This window comes from Flavobacterium sp. GT3P67 (assembly GCF_004349155.1).
Lineage (GTDB): Bacteria > Bacteroidota > Bacteroidia > Flavobacteriales > Flavobacteriaceae > Flavobacterium > Flavobacterium ranwuense.
On record NZ_SMLF01000008.1, the window covers coordinates 67,374 to 84,194 of the forward strand.

14 protein-coding genes are annotated in these 16,821 nt (G+C 33.6%); 7 read left to right on the plus strand and 7 right to left on the minus strand.

Features of this window, described 5'->3' with window-relative positions; all coding sequences use genetic code 11:
• Window positions 1–200 precede the first annotated feature (200 nt).
• On the plus strand, window positions 201–1,640 hold the full coding sequence (accC, locus tag E0H99_RS13010; protein ID WP_131996245.1) for an acetyl-CoA carboxylase biotin carboxylase subunit: 1,440 nt from the start codon (window positions 201–203) through the stop codon (window positions 1,638–1,640).
• 119 nt (window positions 1,641–1,759) lie between these two features.
• Window positions 1,760–3,301 (plus strand): acyl-CoA carboxylase subunit beta, encoded by a 1,542-nt coding sequence (locus E0H99_RS13015; RefSeq protein ID WP_131996248.1) that lies wholly within the window; start codon window positions 1,760–1,762, stop codon window positions 3,299–3,301.
• A 63-nt stretch (window positions 3,302–3,364) separates the two neighbouring features.
• Here the strand turns inward: E0H99_RS13015 and E0H99_RS13020 are convergent, their stop codons facing one another.
• Window positions 3,365–4,054: a response regulator transcription factor gene (locus E0H99_RS13020; protein ID WP_131996251.1), complete on the minus strand. Its 690-nt coding sequence runs from the start codon at window positions 4,052–4,054 to the stop codon at window positions 3,365–3,367.
• Window positions 4,051–5,313, minus strand: coding sequence for a sensor histidine kinase (locus E0H99_RS13025; RefSeq protein WP_131996254.1), 1,263 nt, complete (start codon window positions 5,311–5,313; stop codon window positions 4,051–4,053). Before E0H99_RS13025 ends, E0H99_RS13020 begins: the two co-directional genes overlap by 4 nt.
• A 265-nt stretch (window positions 5,314–5,578) precedes the next feature.
• Between E0H99_RS13025 and E0H99_RS13030 the strand changes: the two genes are divergently transcribed.
• From E0H99_RS13030 to E0H99_RS13045, 4 genes are all read left to right on the plus strand, one after another.
• Window positions 5,579–5,986 (plus strand): DUF1573 domain-containing protein, encoded by a 408-nt coding sequence (locus tag E0H99_RS13030; RefSeq protein WP_131996257.1) that lies wholly within the window; start codon window positions 5,579–5,581, stop codon window positions 5,984–5,986.
• Between the two features lie 158 nt (window positions 5,987–6,144).
• Complete coding sequence (locus E0H99_RS13035) at window positions 6,145–7,101, plus strand: aldo/keto reductase (RefSeq protein WP_131996260.1); 957 nt, start codon at window positions 6,145–6,147, stop codon at window positions 7,099–7,101.
• 244 nt (window positions 7,102–7,345) lie between these two features.
• Window positions 7,346–9,469: an ATP-binding protein gene (locus tag E0H99_RS13040; RefSeq protein WP_165930178.1), complete on the plus strand. Its 2,124-nt coding sequence runs from the start codon at window positions 7,346–7,348 to the stop codon at window positions 9,467–9,469.
• A gap of 230 nt (window positions 9,470–9,699) precedes the next feature.
• A complete protein-coding gene (locus E0H99_RS13045) occupies window positions 9,700–11,052 on the plus strand; it encodes an NAD-dependent succinate-semialdehyde dehydrogenase (RefSeq protein ID WP_131996265.1) in 1,353 nt (450 codons plus the stop codon).
• Window positions 11,053–11,194: 142 nt separating this feature from the next.
• Here the strand turns inward: E0H99_RS13045 and E0H99_RS13050 are convergent, their stop codons facing one another.
• Together E0H99_RS13050 and E0H99_RS13055 are read right to left on the minus strand one after the other, a co-directional pair.
• Window positions 11,195–11,674: a hypothetical protein gene (locus E0H99_RS13050; RefSeq protein ID WP_131996268.1), complete on the minus strand. Its 480-nt coding sequence runs from the start codon at window positions 11,672–11,674 to the stop codon at window positions 11,195–11,197.
• A gap of 82 nt (window positions 11,675–11,756) precedes the next feature.
• Window positions 11,757–12,062, minus strand: coding sequence for a hypothetical protein (locus E0H99_RS13055; RefSeq protein WP_131996271.1), 306 nt, complete (start codon window positions 12,060–12,062; stop codon window positions 11,757–11,759).
• Between the two features lie 622 nt (window positions 12,063–12,684).
• Here E0H99_RS13055 and E0H99_RS13060 point away from each other — a divergent pair.
• Entirely contained in the window at window positions 12,685–13,734 is a 1,050-nt protein-coding gene (locus E0H99_RS13060; RefSeq protein ID WP_131996274.1) for an outer membrane beta-barrel protein, read from the plus strand.
• 172 nt (window positions 13,735–13,906) lie between these two features.
• On the opposite strand, the gene E0H99_RS13065 is transcribed toward E0H99_RS13060, so the two are convergent.
• From E0H99_RS13065 to rimO, 3 genes are read right to left on the minus strand one after another with little or no spacing between them, the layout of a single operon-like run.
• Window positions 13,907–14,809 (minus strand): N-acetylmuramoyl-L-alanine amidase, encoded by a 903-nt coding sequence (locus tag E0H99_RS13065; protein WP_131996277.1) that lies wholly within the window; start codon window positions 14,807–14,809, stop codon window positions 13,907–13,909.
• Between the two features lie 34 nt (window positions 14,810–14,843).
• Window positions 14,844–15,317: a hypothetical protein gene (locus E0H99_RS13070; protein WP_131996280.1), complete on the minus strand. Its 474-nt coding sequence runs from the start codon at window positions 15,315–15,317 to the stop codon at window positions 14,844–14,846.
• 38 nt (window positions 15,318–15,355) lie between these two features.
• Complete coding sequence (gene rimO, locus E0H99_RS13075; protein ID WP_131996283.1) at window positions 15,356–16,669, minus strand: 30S ribosomal protein S12 methylthiotransferase RimO; 1,314 nt, start codon at window positions 16,667–16,669, stop codon at window positions 15,356–15,358.
• Window positions 16,670–16,821: the final 152 nt, after the last annotated feature.

A 16,821-nucleotide genomic window follows, 5' to 3' on the forward strand; every position in this document is an offset into this window, starting at 1 on the left:
TGTTATACCGGTAATTCGCTAATTAAAAAGTGAATTTATCTATAGATAATCATACCATTTATCAATTCAAAATAGTCCAACTTAAATGAACTTATATCCCTTATATGGTTTAAAAAATGTCTAAGTGGTTGGACTTATTTATACCCATAATTGGTATAGGAGAATGAAAATTAGTGAATCTGCGGTTTAAAAAATAAAAAATGAAAAAAATATTAGTTGCCAATAGAGGGGAAATCGCCATCAGGGTGATGAAAACCGCACAAAAAATGGGTATTAAAACTGTAGCAGTATATTCTACTGCCGACAGAAATGCACCGCACGTAAAATTTGCCGATGAAGCCGTTTGGATTGGAGAAGCACCTTCGAGTCAATCGTATTTGTTAGGAAGTAAAATTATAGAGGTTGCAAAATCTTTAAACGTAGATGCCATTCATCCAGGTTATGGATTTTTGAGTGAAAATGCTGATTTTGCTGAAGAAGCGGAGAAAAATAACATCATTTTTATTGGTCCAAAGTCGAAAGCGATAAAAATAATGGGGAGTAAACTGGCAGCCAAAGACGCCGTTAAGCAATACAATATTCCAATGGTTCCCGGTTTTGACCAAGCCATTACTGATGTCGAAAAAGCAAAAGTCGTTGCCAAGGAAATTGGTTTTCCAATTTTAATTAAAGCATCTGCCGGAGGTGGTGGAAAAGGAATGCGGGTGGTAGAAAGTGAAACTGATTTCGAATCCCAGATGGATCGTGCTATAAGTGAAGCAATTGCTGCGTTTGGAGACGGTTCGGTTTTTATTGAAAAATATGTGGGCTCGCCAAGACATATCGAAATTCAAATAATGGCAGATAGTCATGGTAATGTGTTGTATTTATTCGAAAGAGAATGCAGCATCCAGCGTCGTCATCAAAAAGTAATTGAAGAAGCGCCTTCTTCGGTTTTAACACCGGAATTGCGTAAAAAAATGGGTGAAGCGGCTGTTTTGGTAGCCAAATCCTGTGATTATTTAGGAGCTGGAACTGTCGAGTTTTTATTGGATGAGAACAATAATTTCTACTTTCTTGAAATGAATACCCGCTTGCAGGTGGAACATCCCGTTACGGAATGGATTACCGGAACCGACTTGGTGGAACTGCAAATCAGAGTCGCCAGGGGAGAAGCATTGGCAATCAAACAAGAAGATTTAAAAATAAAAGGACATGCGATGGAATTGCGTGTGTATGCCGAAGATCCGATGAACGATTTTCTGCCTAGCGTAGGTCATTTGGATGTGTATGAATTGCCTGTTGGTGAAGGAATTCGTGTGGATAACGGTTTTGAACAAGGGATGGATATTCCCATTTATTACGATCCTATGTTGGCCAAATTGATTACTTATGGAGAAACCCGTGAAGAAGCGATTCAATTGATGATTAATGCGATTGATAACTATCATGTGGAAGGCGTGCAGACGACGTTGCCTTTCGGGAAATTTGTTTTTGAGCATGAGGCATTTCGTTCCGGAAAATTCGATACGCATTTCGTAAAGAACTACTATAATGCTGATGTATTGAAAAGTCAAATGGCACAAGAAGCCGAAATCGCTGCTTTGGTGGCGTTGAAACAGTATTTTGAAGATCAAAAAATAGTACGCTTACTAAATTAAACTAATTGTTTTAAACCATTAAGAGGTTAAGGAAAATTAAATACTGCTTTTCTAAATGAAACTTAATTTCTTAATGGCTTTAAATAAAATTGGCGAATTGGCGGTTAAAAAAGAACAATATGAAAGACAAAATAAATACATTAAACGATAAAATTGCCGAAGCTCATTTGGGTGGCGGTAAAAATAGAATTGCAAAACAACATTCCAATAAAAAGCTAACGGCGAGAGAACGTGTCAATTATTTGATGGACGAAGGGTCTTTTGAAGAAATCGGGATGTTGGTGACGCACCGAACGTCTGATTTTGGAATGGAAAAAGAACTGTATTACGGAGATGGTGTCATTACGGGATATGGAACAATAAACGGACGACTGGTTTACATTTTTGCCCAAGATTTCACGGTTTTTGGTGGTTCGTTATCCGAAACGCATGCCGAGAAAATCTGTAAAATCATGGATATGGCAGTCAAAATGGGAGCGCCGATGATTGGACTGAATGATTCTGGAGGAGCGCGTATTCAGGAAGGCGTACGTTCTTTGGGCGGGTATGCCGATATTTTTTATAGAAACGTACAAGCTTCAGGAGTAATTCCACAGATATCTGCAATTATGGGTCCCTGCGCCGGTGGAGCCGTGTATTCTCCTGCGATGACTGATTTTACGATGATGGTTGAAGATACCAGTTATATGTTCGTAACAGGGCCGAATGTGGTAAAAACCGTAACCAATGAAACCGTAACTTCGGAGGAATTGGGTGGTGCGAGCACGCATTCGACCAAGTCAGGAGTGGCACATTGCACTTCGACCAATGATGTGGAATGTCTGGAAGATTTGAAACGCTTGTTGAGTTATTTGCCACAGAGCAATAAAGAAAAAGCACATAATTTGCCTTACGAACTGAATGATGAGGTGCGTACCAAATTAGCAACTATTATTCCGGATAATCCCAATAAACCGTACGACATGCATGAGGTGATTGGTGGTATTATTGATGAAGATTCGTTTTTTGAAATTCATAAAAATTATGCTGAAAATATTCTTGTGGGTTTTGCTCGATTGGGAGGAAAAAGCATTGGAATTATAGCAAACCAACCGATGATTTTAGCTGGTTGTCTTGATGTGAACAGTTCGAAAAAAGCAGCTCGATTTACCCGTTTTTGCGATTGTTTTAATATTCCTTTATTGGTTTTGGTGGATGTTCCGGGATTTTTGCCGGGAACCGATCAAGAGTGGAACGGGATTATTGTTCACGGTGCGAAATTGTTGTATGCCTTAAGCGAAGCAACCGTGCCAAGAGTGACCGTAATTACGCGTAAAGCCTATGGTGGTGCTTATGATGTAATGAACTCGAAACACATTGGTGCCGACATGAATTTTGCTTGGCCAACTGCCGAAATTGCCGTGATGGGAGCCAAAGGTGCGAGTGAAATTATCTTCAAGAAAGAAATTAACGAAGCCGAAGACCATGAAGCAAAACTTTTGGAAAAAGAAGCAGAATATGCCGATTTGTTTGCGAACCCATATACTGCAGCGCAACGTGGTTTTGTAGACGAGGTAATCTTACCGCAAGACACAAGGCGTAAATTGATAAAAGCCTTTAGTATGCTCGAAAATAAAGTGAGTGTTACTCCTAATAGAAAACACGGGAATATTCCTTTGTAATTGTTGGATAGAATTGAAGAAACCACCTGATAAAGGTGGTTTTTTTGCTTTATGTTTTCTGAATTATTTTTCTAATACGAACCGAAACCCAATCCCGTGTAAATTTTCTATTGCAATTCCTTTTTCGTTGGCAAGTATTTTGCGCAAGCGGGAAATAAAAACATCCAGACTGCGTCCCATAAAATAATCGTCGTCGCCCCAAAGTGAAGTAAGGATTTGTTCTCGTTTTAGAACTGCATTTTTATTGTCTAGAAATAATTTCAAGAGTTCGGATTCGCGTTGCGTGAGGGGTATTTTTTCGGACGTATTGAATAAAATAAAATTTTTGGTGTCGAATTGGTATTTACCGATTTCATAAATCAATTTCTCAGCAGTATTATTTTTATGGGAACGTTTCAGGAAAACCTCTATTTTTAGGATTAATTCTTCAATACTGAAAGGCTTTACGAGATAATCATCGGCGCCCAAACGGAGTCCTTTGATGCGGTCTTCCTTCAAGGTTTTTGCCGAAAGGAATATAATAGGAATATCAATATTGACCTTTCTAATTTCAGTGGCTAATTCGAATCCGTCCATTTTTGGCATCATAATATCCAGAATGCAAATATCAAAATTGCCTTTTTTGAAGGTTTCTAAACTCGTTTTTCCATTACAACAATGCGTCACTTCATAGTGGTTTTGCTCCAAATTATCTTTGGTCAGGAATGCTAATGTCGCATCGTCTTCGGCATAAAGAATTTTAGAAGTGCTCATTGTTTATTAGGAATTAAAATGGTTAGGGTAATGCCTTTTTCGAGATTATTGGTGGCGTTGATTTTCCACTGATGCAAATTGCAAATCTTTTTTACATAATACAAACCTAATCCAAACCCATTGACTTCATTGCTTTTCTCACTCGGAATTCGATAGAACTTGTCGAATATGAAAGAGAGGTTTTTGTTTGAAATTCCGATTCCATTATCAATAAATTCGAGTTTCAGCACTTGATTTTCTTTCGATAATCGGATAACAATTTCGGGTTTTGCATTGCAATATTTTGCGGCATTGTCAAGGAGATTGTAAACTAGATTATTGAAATGAAAGGAGTCTGCAATTATTGTGTAATCAGACGAATCCGATTTGATTGTTGTTGTAATTTCAGGATATTTTAATTTGATGTTTTCGATAGCATTTTCAATTATTGGAACTATCGCAATATTTTCTGTATTCAATTCTATAGGAGAATAATCGGATTTGGCGATTGTCAAAATTTGTTCTATGTGCTGGTTTAGTTTATTACTTTGATTGATAATAATTTCGGCATAGGTGTAAAGTTTTTTATCCTCTTTGATGGGTTTTTGCTGGATTAAATAATTGGAAGCAATCAAAATTGATGATAACGGCGTCTTGAATTCATGCGTCATATTATTAATGAAATCCCGTTGTAATTCGGAATATTTTTTTTGCTGTAAAAGCGTAAAAATAGAATAGACATAAATCAGTAAAATAAGAATTAACACCATCGAAAGTACAAACCAAAACCGCAGCGAACTAAACAAATAAGTGGTTTCATTGGGGAAACGAATGGCAAAATAATATACTAAATTTTTATGTTTTGGGAAATAGATAGATTGTTTTCCTTTTGATTTGTCCGATAAAGAAATATAGTTTCCATACACCATTTCATCGCTTTGACAATTGTACATGGCATATTCAAAATCTGTCGTGAGATTCATTTTTTTGAATTCGGATTTTAGATAAAACTCTAAAATTTCGGGTTCAAAATCATTATCAATATTCACTACATAATAATCATTTGATATTTTTTTTATGGGATTTTCTGTGGGCAAATCGTGGTTAGTACCATGATATAATTTTTTGGCAACCTCAAGTAAGGCGATATGTGTTTTTTGGCTGAACTTTTTTTCCTCAATAGTAAAAGCTTCTTTGGTCCAAAGGAGTTGTGCCACCAGAATACCAACGATGGCAATGATTCCAAGAATAATGATACTGTTGAGTTTGTTTAGTTTCATATGTAGAAATTCATTGTTTTTTTATCGGTCATATGTAATTCGCATATTTTAATGGGTATTTACGAATAATTTTCAGGTATGCTAATGTCAAGTAAAAAATGGGTTTAGAAAGTGTAATATTAATCAAAATTACTTTCAAATATAACCATTAACAAGTCGTTAACAAACATTTGAAACCGCTTAACAGGAAGTGAAAATTTTCTAATCTACTTTTGGTATGTTCAAATGAAGTAATCTATTATATAACCATTATAAAAATCAAATTATGAAAATCATCAAAATTTCAATGTTGGCATTAACTCTAGGATTAATGTCATTTTCTGCCATCGCCCCAGCAAATGCTTTGGTGTCAAAAGTTTCGTCTGTTGCTTCATCCATTTTATGGAAAAGTGAGAGTATAGATGTGGGTCAAATTCCTCAAAACACACCAAAAGCCATTAATTATGAATTTAAAAACACAGGAAAAACAACGGTAATAATCACTAACGTACAAGGGTCATGCGGTTGTACAGCAACCGATTATACCAAAACACCAATTCTTCCTGGGAAATCTGGAAAAGTTACTGCAACCTACAATGCGGCCAATAAAGGTGCATTTACAAAAACGGTTACAGTTACAACAAATGCCGAAGGAACGCCAAAAGTATTGACACTTAAAGGAATTGTTATTTAGGCTTTAAAGGTTGTTTAAAATGTTAAAAACTCGATTTGTCTTTGATAAATCGAGTTTATTTATGACTGAATCTGAGCTTGTTTCGACTACAATTTGATGTTTTTAAATCCATGATTTTTAAATAAAATGTTTATCTTTCCTTTTTTTAAATTTAAAAAATGAAATACAACAGATGTGGGAAAAGCGGTTTATTACTGCCACAAATATCTTTAGGATTATGGCATAACTTCGGTTCGGTGGATAATTTTGAAAATGGGGAGAACATTGTCAAAGCAGCTTTTGATAAAGGAATTACCCATTTTGATTTGGCTAATAATTATGGTCCGGTTCCGGGTTCGGCAGAGACTAATTTTGGTAAAATACTGAAAAATAATTTTCAGGGAAATCTGCGGGATCAAATTGTAATTACGACCAAAGCCGGTTACACCATGTGGAACGGTCCTTATGGCGACTGGGGTTCCCGAAAATATTTGTTGTCGAGTTTAGACCAGAGTTTGAAGCGCATGAATCTGGAATATGTAGATGTTTTTTATTCACATCGTTTTGATCCGGAAACGCCTTTGGAAGAGACTATGATGGCTTTGGACTATGCCGTGCGAAGCGGAAAAGCGTTATATGCAGGGATTTCCAACTACAATACAGAACAAACCAGAGAAGCTGCCGAAATCTTGAAACGATTGGGAACACCTTGCTTGATTCATCAAGTAAAATATTCTATGTTTGTTCGACAACCTGAGGCGGGATTACTAGATGTTCTCGAAGAAAAAGGAGTAGGCTGTATTGCTTTTTCACCTTTGGCACAAGGACTTTTAACGGATAAATACCTGAAAGGGATTCCTGAAAATTCAAGAGCTTCAAATCCAAACGGACATTTGCAATTAGAAGAAGTTTCTGAGGCAAAAGTTGAAAAGATTGTAGCGTTGAATGAAATAGCGAAAAGACGAAGCCAGTCTTTGGCTCAAATGGCATTGGTTTGGCTATTAAAAGACAACCGAATTACTTCGGTTTTGATTGGTGCCAGTTCCGTTGGTCAATTAAATAATAATATTGACAGTTTACAAAATCTGAATTTTTCCGCAGCTGAATTATTAGATATTGAGAAGATTTTGGGATAATTAAAAAAGTTTGATCAAAATGCGAAAAATAAAGATTTAGAAGAGTGAGGAATCAAGGTTTAATCACTTTTGCAAAAAGTATACCGTTGATAAATAAACCTTTATTAAAATGGACTCCGTTGGTTTAAATCGATGGAGTTTTTTTGTATAATAAAAAAGGTTAACTTGCGCTATAGAAAAAAAGTGATATATCTTACAAAAATGGAAGCTGTATTTTAGTTTTTTTTTAGATTCTATGTGTTCCATGAAGAGATTGATTAATTTAAATACGTATTCTAAACTACTGTTGTTGATAATTTCAACAAGTATTTTCTTTTTTCTAATTTACATCTCGCTTTACCTTTATACCGTTCAAGAAGAACGTCATTTTTACAAAACTACATACAATCAATACGATAAAGAAGTAAAGTCTTTGTTTAGACTCAATTCTAAAACGGCTACAGCTACTATTATTGATGTTACCTATTGGGATGAGTTGGTTAATTTTACAAAAACAAAAGATAAAAAGTGGTTTGATAAATATATTTTAAGTCAATTCGAATCGTATGAAGCTGATTACATTTGTATTTATGGTTTAGATCAAAAAATAATCAATAAAACAGCTTCTTCTAAGATTAAAAGTCTTGATTTTATTCCAAAAGAGATGATGTCAGCGCTTTATAAATCGAAACTTGAAAGATTTTATATAAAAATTCCAGAGGGTGTTGTCGAGGTTTTTGGGGCAACAATTCATCCTTCAAATGATCCTAAAAAGAATAAAACAAAGCCTTCCGGTTATTTTTTTATAGCAAGACTTTTAGACGAATCATTTTTTAATGCTTTAGGGAATATAAGCAGCTCGAAAGTTAATTTAGTTTCAAGTGATTATGCAATTGCAAATGAAGATGATTTTGTTATTGTAGGCATAGATTTAAAAGATTGGAAAAATGGAGCTGTAGCCAAATTACTTTTTAAAAGACCTTTCAATTTAAATTACACGAACACAAAAGAGATTCTTTTTATTGTTGTTCTAGTTTCCTTGATTAACATTTTTGTCTACGTTTATTACACGAAAAGATGGGTTTATAATCCATTAAAGTTAATCAAGAGTATTCTTGAAACGGGTAATATGAGTTCCATTAATAGTTTGAAAAGATCCCAAGGAGAGTTTGGATACATTGGAAACCTATTTGAAGAAAACAGCAATCAACGGAAACAATTAGAAATTTCCAAGCAAAAAGCGGAAGAAAGTGATACATTAAAATCTTCTTTTTTGGCTAATTTATCGCATGAAATCAGAACGCCTATGAATGCCATAATGGGATTCAGTGATTTACTTCATGATACAAATTTAGAGGAGAAGGAGAGATTAGAATATTTAAAAATCATAAAAAATAGTGGCGGTAATTTGGTTTCAATTATTGAAGACCTTATCGAAATGTCTAAGATTGATGCAAATCAAATTATGCCTAATTATAAAGGATTAGATATAGAAAAGTGTATTATAGAATTGTATGATTCCATCAAGGTTACGATTCCTAAAGACAAAGAAATTCAATTTTATATTCTTGAAAATCCGGAAAAACTTCAGGAAAATATTCTAACGGATGAAACGAAACTGAAACAGATTATAGTTAATTTGATTACTAATGCGTTAAAATTTACGGATAGAGGTTTTGTCGCTTTTGGATATTCAATAAACAAAGAAAAAGAAGTTTTAGAATTTAAGATTGAAGACTCTGGTATGGGAATCAGCGAAAATTATTTAAAAATGATTTTTGATAGATTTAGAAGAATTGAAGGCGATGGATCTAGCGAATTATCAGGATTAGGTCTGGGGTTGTCAATTACAAAAGCGTATGTTGAAATGTTAGGCGGAGAAATAAAGGTTAGTTCTACAATTGGATTGGGTTCCGTTTTTTCATTTACAATACCATTAAAATTAGATCAAACATTTAAAGCAATAAAACCCAAAAAAGTAAAATCTTTTTTCAGGAATTATGAGAATGAAATTATTTTAGTAGCAGAAGATGATACCATTAATTTCTTGTTGTTGAAAAAAATTATAGAATTAAAAAACCATACTGTTCTAAGAGCTAAAAACGGACAAGAAGCAATAGCTATTTGTACTGAAAACCCAAACATTAGTTTGGTATTCATGGATATAAAAATGCCTGTGTTAGATGGTTATCAAGCTTACGAAAAAATAAAAATAATAAGACCGGAACTTCCCGTTATTGCCCAAACAGCTTATTCCTCATTTGAAGAGAAAGAAAAAATGATGCAATTTGGTTTTATGGACTGTATTACAAAACCACTGGATAAGGAAAAAGTATTTGAAATGCTGGATACTGTTTTTAAGGAACTAAATAAAACTCAGGACGCTTAAGCTTGAAATACTACTTTTGATTGTCTTGTTTTTACTTATTTCTAAAATTTTTCAAAATTTTCAAAGACAGGTTTGTCTCATTCTTGCGGTTTTTTAAACTTTTCCTCCCGTTAATAGCTGTAATTTTACTAGATTTAAATTTTGGTCTGGACACATTGATATTAGAAATAATTTCAAATTGCGGATTAATTTTCTAAAACTTATATTTCAAGAATTTAAATAACAAACGCATGGTTTTTAAATCGATAAATCCGTTTTCGCAACTAATTATAGCTGAACATGAAGTATTGACAAATGTACAATTGAATCAAAAACTGCAATTGTCAGAGTGTGCATTCAAAAATTGGAAACAAACCACATTTGGGCAAAGAGCTGATCTGATAAAAAAGCTAGCCAATATTCTTAGAGTAAAGAAAGAGGAACTGGGTTTGTTGATAACCAATGAGATGGGTAAGGTGTTATCTGAAAGTATTTCTGAAGTGGAAAAATCAGCTGGAAACTGTGATTTCTATGCAGAGAATGCCGAGAGAATGCTGAAGGATGAACATTATGATACGCCTTTCAAAAGCATGTCTGTTTACGATCCGATGGGCGCTGTTTTTGCAATTATGCCTTGGAATTATCCTTTTTGGCAAGTATTGCGTTATGCCGCACCGGCAATTATGGCGGGCAATGTAACCCTTTTAAAACACGCTCCAAATGTTATTGGCTGTGCCAAAGCAATCGAGAATGCGTTTTTGGAAGCTGGTTTTCCTGAAGGCGTTTTTCAGCAAATTACGATTGATATTCCTCAAGTCGAAAGCGTAATAGTTTCGGATATTGTGCATGGAATTACTTTGACCGGAAGCGAAATGGCGGGTTCATCTGTAGCTGCATTGGCAGGAAAGCACATCAAAAAATCAGTGATGGAATTGGGTGGTTCAGATGCTTTTATAGTTTTGAATGACGCAAATCTTGAAAAAGCAGCAACGGTTGCAACACAATCCAGAATGTTAAATGCCGGTCAGGCTTGCATTTGTGCCAAACGATTTATTGTCACTGAGAAAGTAGCGGATGAATTTGCTGCGCTTTTTACCCAAAAAATAAAATCTTTGCAACAAGGGAATCCATTGCAGCAAGGAATTAATATGGGCCCTCTGGCTCGGTTAGATTTAGCCGAAAAATTAGCAAATCAGTTGAAAAAATCATTACAACAAGGTGCTAAATTAGTACTAGGAGGTGAGCGGGAAGATTGTAATTTCCAACCGACATTAATTGATTTTGTAGATTCAAATAATATTGCTTTTCAGGAAGAAACTTTTGGTCCATTGGCTACAATTATAAGGGCAAAAGATGAAAATGATGCTATAACTATTGCCAACAATCATAGATATGGATTGGCTGCTGCAATTTGGACTGAAGATCGCGAAAAAGCGTATAGACTGGCAAGGAGAATTGAAGCCGGGAATGTGTTTGTGAATTCATTAGTACGATCTGATTCCAGGGTTCCTTTTGGAGGAATAAAAAAATCAGGTTACGGAAGAGAATTAGGTGCAATAGGAATTAAAGAATTTATGAATATGAAATCATTGATTATTGAATAATAGTATTTAGTACGTATTATATTGAAAGAATCGAGAACTGGAATTGTATTTAAAACAAATCTGTTCTCGATTTTTTATTCAATCTATTCCTCAATTTATTTAAGTACCAAGTCATAAAATAGATTGTTTGATTTGCGCCTTATTAATAGGTATAGATAGCCGCTTTTAAATCTTTTGGTTTATTGGAAAGTATCACAATAAATGGAGATCCTTTAAGTGCGGCATTTTGTTTTAATCGTATTTCCCCGTTATCTGAAAACGATAAGGGAGATTCTCCTTTCGTCCCTCCGTAAAAACTAGTTATCATCCCAGATTCTTTCAATCCGATAGTTTGATGTTTTTTTAGCACGATAACTTTTTTATAATCGGATTTTCCATCGAGTTGAATTTTTTCAGATATGATTTTAGAATCATTTTTTGATTTTTCATTTAATTGTGCTACTGCATATTGACTGATTGTATTTTCTTCAGAGCTTTTGGGTAAAGTATAGTAAACTAAATTATTTTCTGTTTTAATAAAGTTTACTTCAATTGTTTCGCCATCATGTTTAATAATTTGATGTGTTTGCGCAATTAATGACGCTGTAAATAAAAGAGTGAACGCTGTAAATAAATTTTTCATGTGTTTGTATAATAGGATATGTATAAGAACCCATTTTTAATTTGGGACATATGTTTGTAGTTTTTTTGTAAAGAAATATGGATTAAACTATTTCTGGCGGAGGAGTCAGATTCTTTAAAACAAACTCTTTGACTACAAATAAATCGAAAGAATTAATTCTGTTTTTATTAAAAGAGTAGTATTCGAAACAATTGACACTTTCAATTGTATCTATAAAAAGTGTTTTTGATTTGCTTTCCAAATTATTTTCTTCAGAATTTTTTTCGGATTGCTCGTACAAATCATATTTATTTTCATTAGAAAACATTGAAAATTCGTCACTTATCCAAACAAAGGAAAAAGCGACAAATAATAGTAAAACGGAGATTTTAAGTGCTAAACGAAACATGCTCGAAATTTACTAAAAAAGGAATTTATATACCATTAAAATTTTCATAAAATAAGCATTAATGATAATGCGATTGGGTTTTTATAATTGTTAATATAGATGCTTTAATAGTTGGTGTAAATTGTGTTTCTAAAGATAAAAATATTGGATGTAGGTATCTTAGTTTAAAAAAAATAAATGCATCAGCAGTTTGTTTTAAAAATATATTATTTATTGTTTAGTGTATTTTTATAGGGGTTTGTTTTTATTTTTTGCGTAAATGTCTTTAAAAAAATGATTTTTAAATTTTATTTTTAAATTTTAAGTAAAATAATTAGGGGTATGTGTCTAAAAATTAATTATTGAATTTTTAAAATTGATGCTTTAAAATACGAAATGCTTATTATTTTTTGATGATTTTTCGGTATTGATAATTCTTCTGAAAACGAGATAGAAAAGTACTAAATAGTAATTCAAGTGAAATAAAAGTTAATAAATTCGCTTCAGAAACAAGAATATTTAACATTAAAAAAAGCCAATATAAAAGCTGTTTTCTTGATTATAAGTATTAGAATTTTTTAAAATGTATTAACTAAGATCAAAATAATTACCAAACTAGATTACTAATTAAAACCAATTAAAGATGAAAAAAAGCCTAGCTATTCTAGCATTAATGCTAACAACAAGTTTAACTTTCGCGCAAGACGCTCCAACGCCACCTTCAACTACTTTTGCAGGATCTGCTGATGCCTATTATAAATATGATTTTTCTGGTGTAGACAACAGTTTAACCAGTTTTACAAATTCTCACAATTCATTCGAATTAGGGATGGCCTCTATCGAAGCATCTCATAAAATGGGTAAAGCATCTGTTTTTGTTGATTTAGGGTTTGGAAACAGAGCGGCTCAATTTACTTATAATGATGCTGAATCAACTTTCATGATTAAACAATTGAATTTCACTTACGAGTTTTCGGATAAATTTAAAGTTACTGCGGGTAGTTTTGGAACTCATATTGGATATGAACTATTGGATGCGGTAGATAATAAAAATTACAGTATGTCTTACGCATTTACTTACGGTCCATTCTTTAATACTGGAGTAAAAGCACAATATACGTCAGGGAAATTCAGTTTCATGGCTGGAGTTTCAAATCCAACGGATTTCAAGACGACAATTGAAGCGGGTTCAAGCCAAAAAACTTTCATAGGTCAATTAGGATATGTTGGTGATACTGGAAGTGCGTATTTCAATGTTACTTCTGGAAGTAGTAATCCTGCATTTGATGAGAATAAAACACAATTTGATTTTGTAGGTTCGAAAAAAGTGAGTGATACATTCTCTTTAGGATTCAACGGTACTTATGCTATGACAAATAATGACGTTGATAGTTCATTGGATGGAGAATGGTTTGCTTTAGTAGGATATGCAAATTTAGCATTGAAAGAAACATTAAGTTTAGCGTACAGACTTGAGTACTTAGATGCTAAAGAGGCTACTGCTGGGCTTGGTTTACTTGCTGGAACTAGTGTTATAGGTAATACTTTATCACTAAATTATAAGGTAGGAAACTTGACTATTATTCCTGAATTTCGTGTTGATAAGGCTTCAGAAGATATCTTCACAAACAGTGATGCAGCTCCAAAAGGTTTAACAGCTTATGCGTTACTTGCAACAACTTATTCGTTCTAGAATTAAGATAATATTTTTTTTTTGCTGTCAAGATGCTTTCGAGTATTTTGGCAGCTTTTTTTGTTTAGATTTCTGAGGTGCTTCAAAAGGTAACTATAAGAAAAACTTGAAATAGAAAACGGTTCTTTGAGAGATTCAAAAAACCGTTTTTATTGTAGAATGTATAAACTACTTATTGTTTTTTATAAATAGAATAAATGGTATTTATTGTTTTTTCATCTAATAGGTCATTGACTTCTGTTTGAATATAATGTAGTTTAAAAGCGGTTATTGCGGCGGGTAGATTTTTAGTGTCATATCCTATAATTCGCAATCCTTGTTCTACATTAAAATCAGTTGGAGCAGTTTCTAAAAACTCATCAGACCAAATGCCAAAACCTTTCTCCGCTAATATTCTCCAGGGAAACAATTGGCTGGGGTCTTTTTTTCTGGTTGGTGCAATATCTGCGTGACCAATAATGTTTTGAACAGGAATATTGTAATCTTTTTTTAGTTTGGTTAAAAGCGCCAATAAACTATTGATTTGTAATTCAGAAAAAACTTCAGATCCATTGTTGTCCAATTCAATTCCTATTGATGTAGAATTAATATCGGTATTTTTCCCCCAAGTACCAAAGCCTGCATGCCAGGCTCTTAAGTAATCATTCAACATTTGGACTACTTTACCATCATCCGAAATTAGATAATGGGAACTCACTTGGGATTCAATTTTTGTGAACGTTTTTAGTGTTTGTTGTAATGAATCCTGTGCCGTATGATGAATGATAATAAAATTAGGCTTTCGTAAATTAAAATTAACGGTTCCTATCCATTCTGTATTAATACCGTTTTGCAAAGGCGTTGACCCCATTTTGAAAATAGTATCTTTATAGGTGTGCAGCTGTTTAGTGTATAATGTATCAATGTTTATTTCTACATGAGGAATAACGGGTAATGGCTGTGACTCTTTATTAGAAATGGTTTTTTTTAATGTTTTGAGCTTGTTGTCATAAATTTTTTCACTCTTTTTATAAGGATTTGTTGAGCAAGAAGCAGTGATAATGACTAAAATAAGGTAATAAAAAATTTTGTTCATGTAGGTTTATATTTAGCAACAGACAAAAAATCGATTAATTAGATTTTTTCTTAGATTTCGATTTTTTAGGATTTTTAGCTTCTTCATTTAGAACGATATATTTCTCCTTTTGGTCTTTGTTTAATAATTCCATGACTTTTCTATCAGTAGATTCTGAAAGAGCTTGAATGTTTTTTATTTTTTCATCTTGGCTAACTTCTGCTTTTATAAGCATGCCTTGTGTTCTTATACTTTCGTTAAAGATATTAGAGATTGCAATTACCTGAAGTTCATCAAGAATGAGTTCCGGTTTTAGTCGCTCCATTATTTTTCCAACCGTTACTTCAACGGGAATTTCTTTTGGTTTGTCCTGAGCTCTGGATTGATCCATTCCACTATTCATTCTACGATTACTTCCATATCCATTGCCGTAACCGTTTCCATATCCGCCATTACCGTATTGTGCAGAAATTATATTTGTAGATAATAATACAAATGCGATGATTAATAGTGATTGAAATGGTTTCATATTTAGTTTTAAAATGGATTAAAATCGTCTTAGAAAAATTATAATGGTTCTCCGTACAAATCAAATTCTGTTGCTTCAATAATTTTGATCATTACAAACTCGCCCGTTTTTACGTAATGTTTTGATGCGTCAATCAAGACTTCATTATCTACATCTGGACTGTCAAATTCAGTTCTTCCTACAAAATGCCCACCTTCTTTTCTGTCAATGATACATTTGAATGTTTGTCCCACTTTCTCTTGGTTTAAATCCCAAGAAATTTGCGACTGTAATTCCATAATTTCGTTTGCACGCTCTTGTTTTACGGTATCTGGAACATCATCTTCCAGTAAGTACGCATGTGTATTCTCTTCATGAGAATAAGCAAAACAACCCATTCTGTCAAACTTCATTTCTTGAACAAAATCTTTCAATATATTGAAATCCTCTTGCGTTTCTCCTGGATATCCTACAATCAAAGTCGTACGAATAGCCATTCCGGGAACTGCTTCACGGAAATCTTTCAATAATTTTGTTGTTTTTGCTTGAGTAGTTCCACGACGCATTGATTTCAAAATAGAATCTGAAATGTGTTGCAACGGAATATCAATATAATTGCAAATCTTAGGCTCACGCTTCATGATTTCCAGAACATCCATCGGGAAACCGGTAGGGAAGGCATAATGCAGACGAATCCATTCGATTCCTTCTACTTTTACTAAAGCTTCCAATAATTCGCCAAGAGCTCTTTTTTTGTAAAGATCTAAACCGTAATAAGTTAAATCCTGAGCGATCAAGATCAATTCTTTTACACCGTTTTTAGCTAATCCTTCCGATTCTTTAACTAGTTTTTCAATAGTTTGTGAAACATTTTTCCCTCGCATTAATGGAATTGCACAAAAGCTGCATGGTCTGTCGCATCCTTCAGAAATTTTTAAATAAGCATAATTTTTCGGGGTCGTAGTCAATCTTTCTCCTAATAATTCATGCTTATAATCAGCTCCTAAAGCTTTCAATAATTGTGGTAACTCTGTAGTTCCAAAAAACTGATCTACATTTGGTATCTCTTTTTCTAAATCAGGTCTGTAGCGTTCCGATAAACACCCTGTAACGAATACTTTATCGACCAATCCTCTTTCTTTCTTGTCAGCATATTCCAGAATCATATTTACTGATTCTGCTTTAGCATTATCAATAAATCCACAAGTATTTATTACAATAATATTTCCTTCTTCAGCTTCCGGAGCTTCGTGAGTAACGTCTTTTCCGCTTGCGCGAAGCTGTCCCATTAGCACTTCACTGTCATACACATTTTTCGAACACCCAAGAGTGATTACGTTGATTTTATTCTTTTTTAAAGACTTAGTTCTCATAACATTAGAATCCCGATAATTTGGGAATTTTGCAAAATTACAATTTTTATTTTTAGGACCATAAATCTTTGTGTTTTTTATAGAGCTATTCCTGCTGTACGTTGCAATCTCCCGAAAAAACGGGAGGATTTCCACTGCCATCAGGGCTAAAA

Coding starts and splice junctions, on each gene's coding strand:
- accC (WP_131996245.1), top strand. CDS start 201: ATGAAAAAAATATTAGTTGCCAATAGAGGGGAAATCGCCATCAGGGTG.
- E0H99_RS13015 (WP_131996248.1), top strand. CDS start 1,760: ATGAAAGACAAAATAAATACATTAAACGATAAAATTGCCGAAGCTCAT.
- E0H99_RS13020 (WP_131996251.1), bottom strand. CDS start 4,054: ATGAGCACTTCTAAAATTCTTTATGCCGAAGACGATGCGACATTAGCA.
- E0H99_RS13025 (WP_131996254.1), bottom strand. CDS start 5,313: ATGAAACTAAACAAACTCAACAGTATCATTATTCTTGGAATCATTGCC.
- E0H99_RS13030 (WP_131996257.1), top strand. CDS start 5,579: ATGAAAATCATCAAAATTTCAATGTTGGCATTAACTCTAGGATTAATG.
- E0H99_RS13035 (WP_131996260.1), top strand. CDS start 6,145: ATGAAATACAACAGATGTGGGAAAAGCGGTTTATTACTGCCACAAATA.
- E0H99_RS13040 (WP_165930178.1), top strand. CDS start 7,346: ATGAAGAGATTGATTAATTTAAATACGTATTCTAAACTACTGTTGTTG.
- E0H99_RS13045 (WP_131996265.1), top strand. CDS start 9,700: ATGGTTTTTAAATCGATAAATCCGTTTTCGCAACTAATTATAGCTGAA.
- E0H99_RS13050 (WP_131996268.1), bottom strand. CDS start 11,674: ATGAAAAATTTATTTACAGCGTTCACTCTTTTATTTACAGCGTCATTA.
- E0H99_RS13055 (WP_131996271.1), bottom strand. CDS start 12,062: ATGTTTCGTTTAGCACTTAAAATCTCCGTTTTACTATTATTTGTCGCT.
- E0H99_RS13060 (WP_131996274.1), top strand. CDS start 12,685: ATGAAAAAAAGCCTAGCTATTCTAGCATTAATGCTAACAACAAGTTTA.
- E0H99_RS13065 (WP_131996277.1), bottom strand. CDS start 14,809: ATGAACAAAATTTTTTATTACCTTATTTTAGTCATTATCACTGCTTCT.
- E0H99_RS13070 (WP_131996280.1), bottom strand. CDS start 15,317: ATGAAACCATTTCAATCACTATTAATCATCGCATTTGTATTATTATCT.
- rimO (WP_131996283.1), bottom strand. CDS start 16,669: ATGAGAACTAAGTCTTTAAAAAAGAATAAAATCAACGTAATCACTCTT.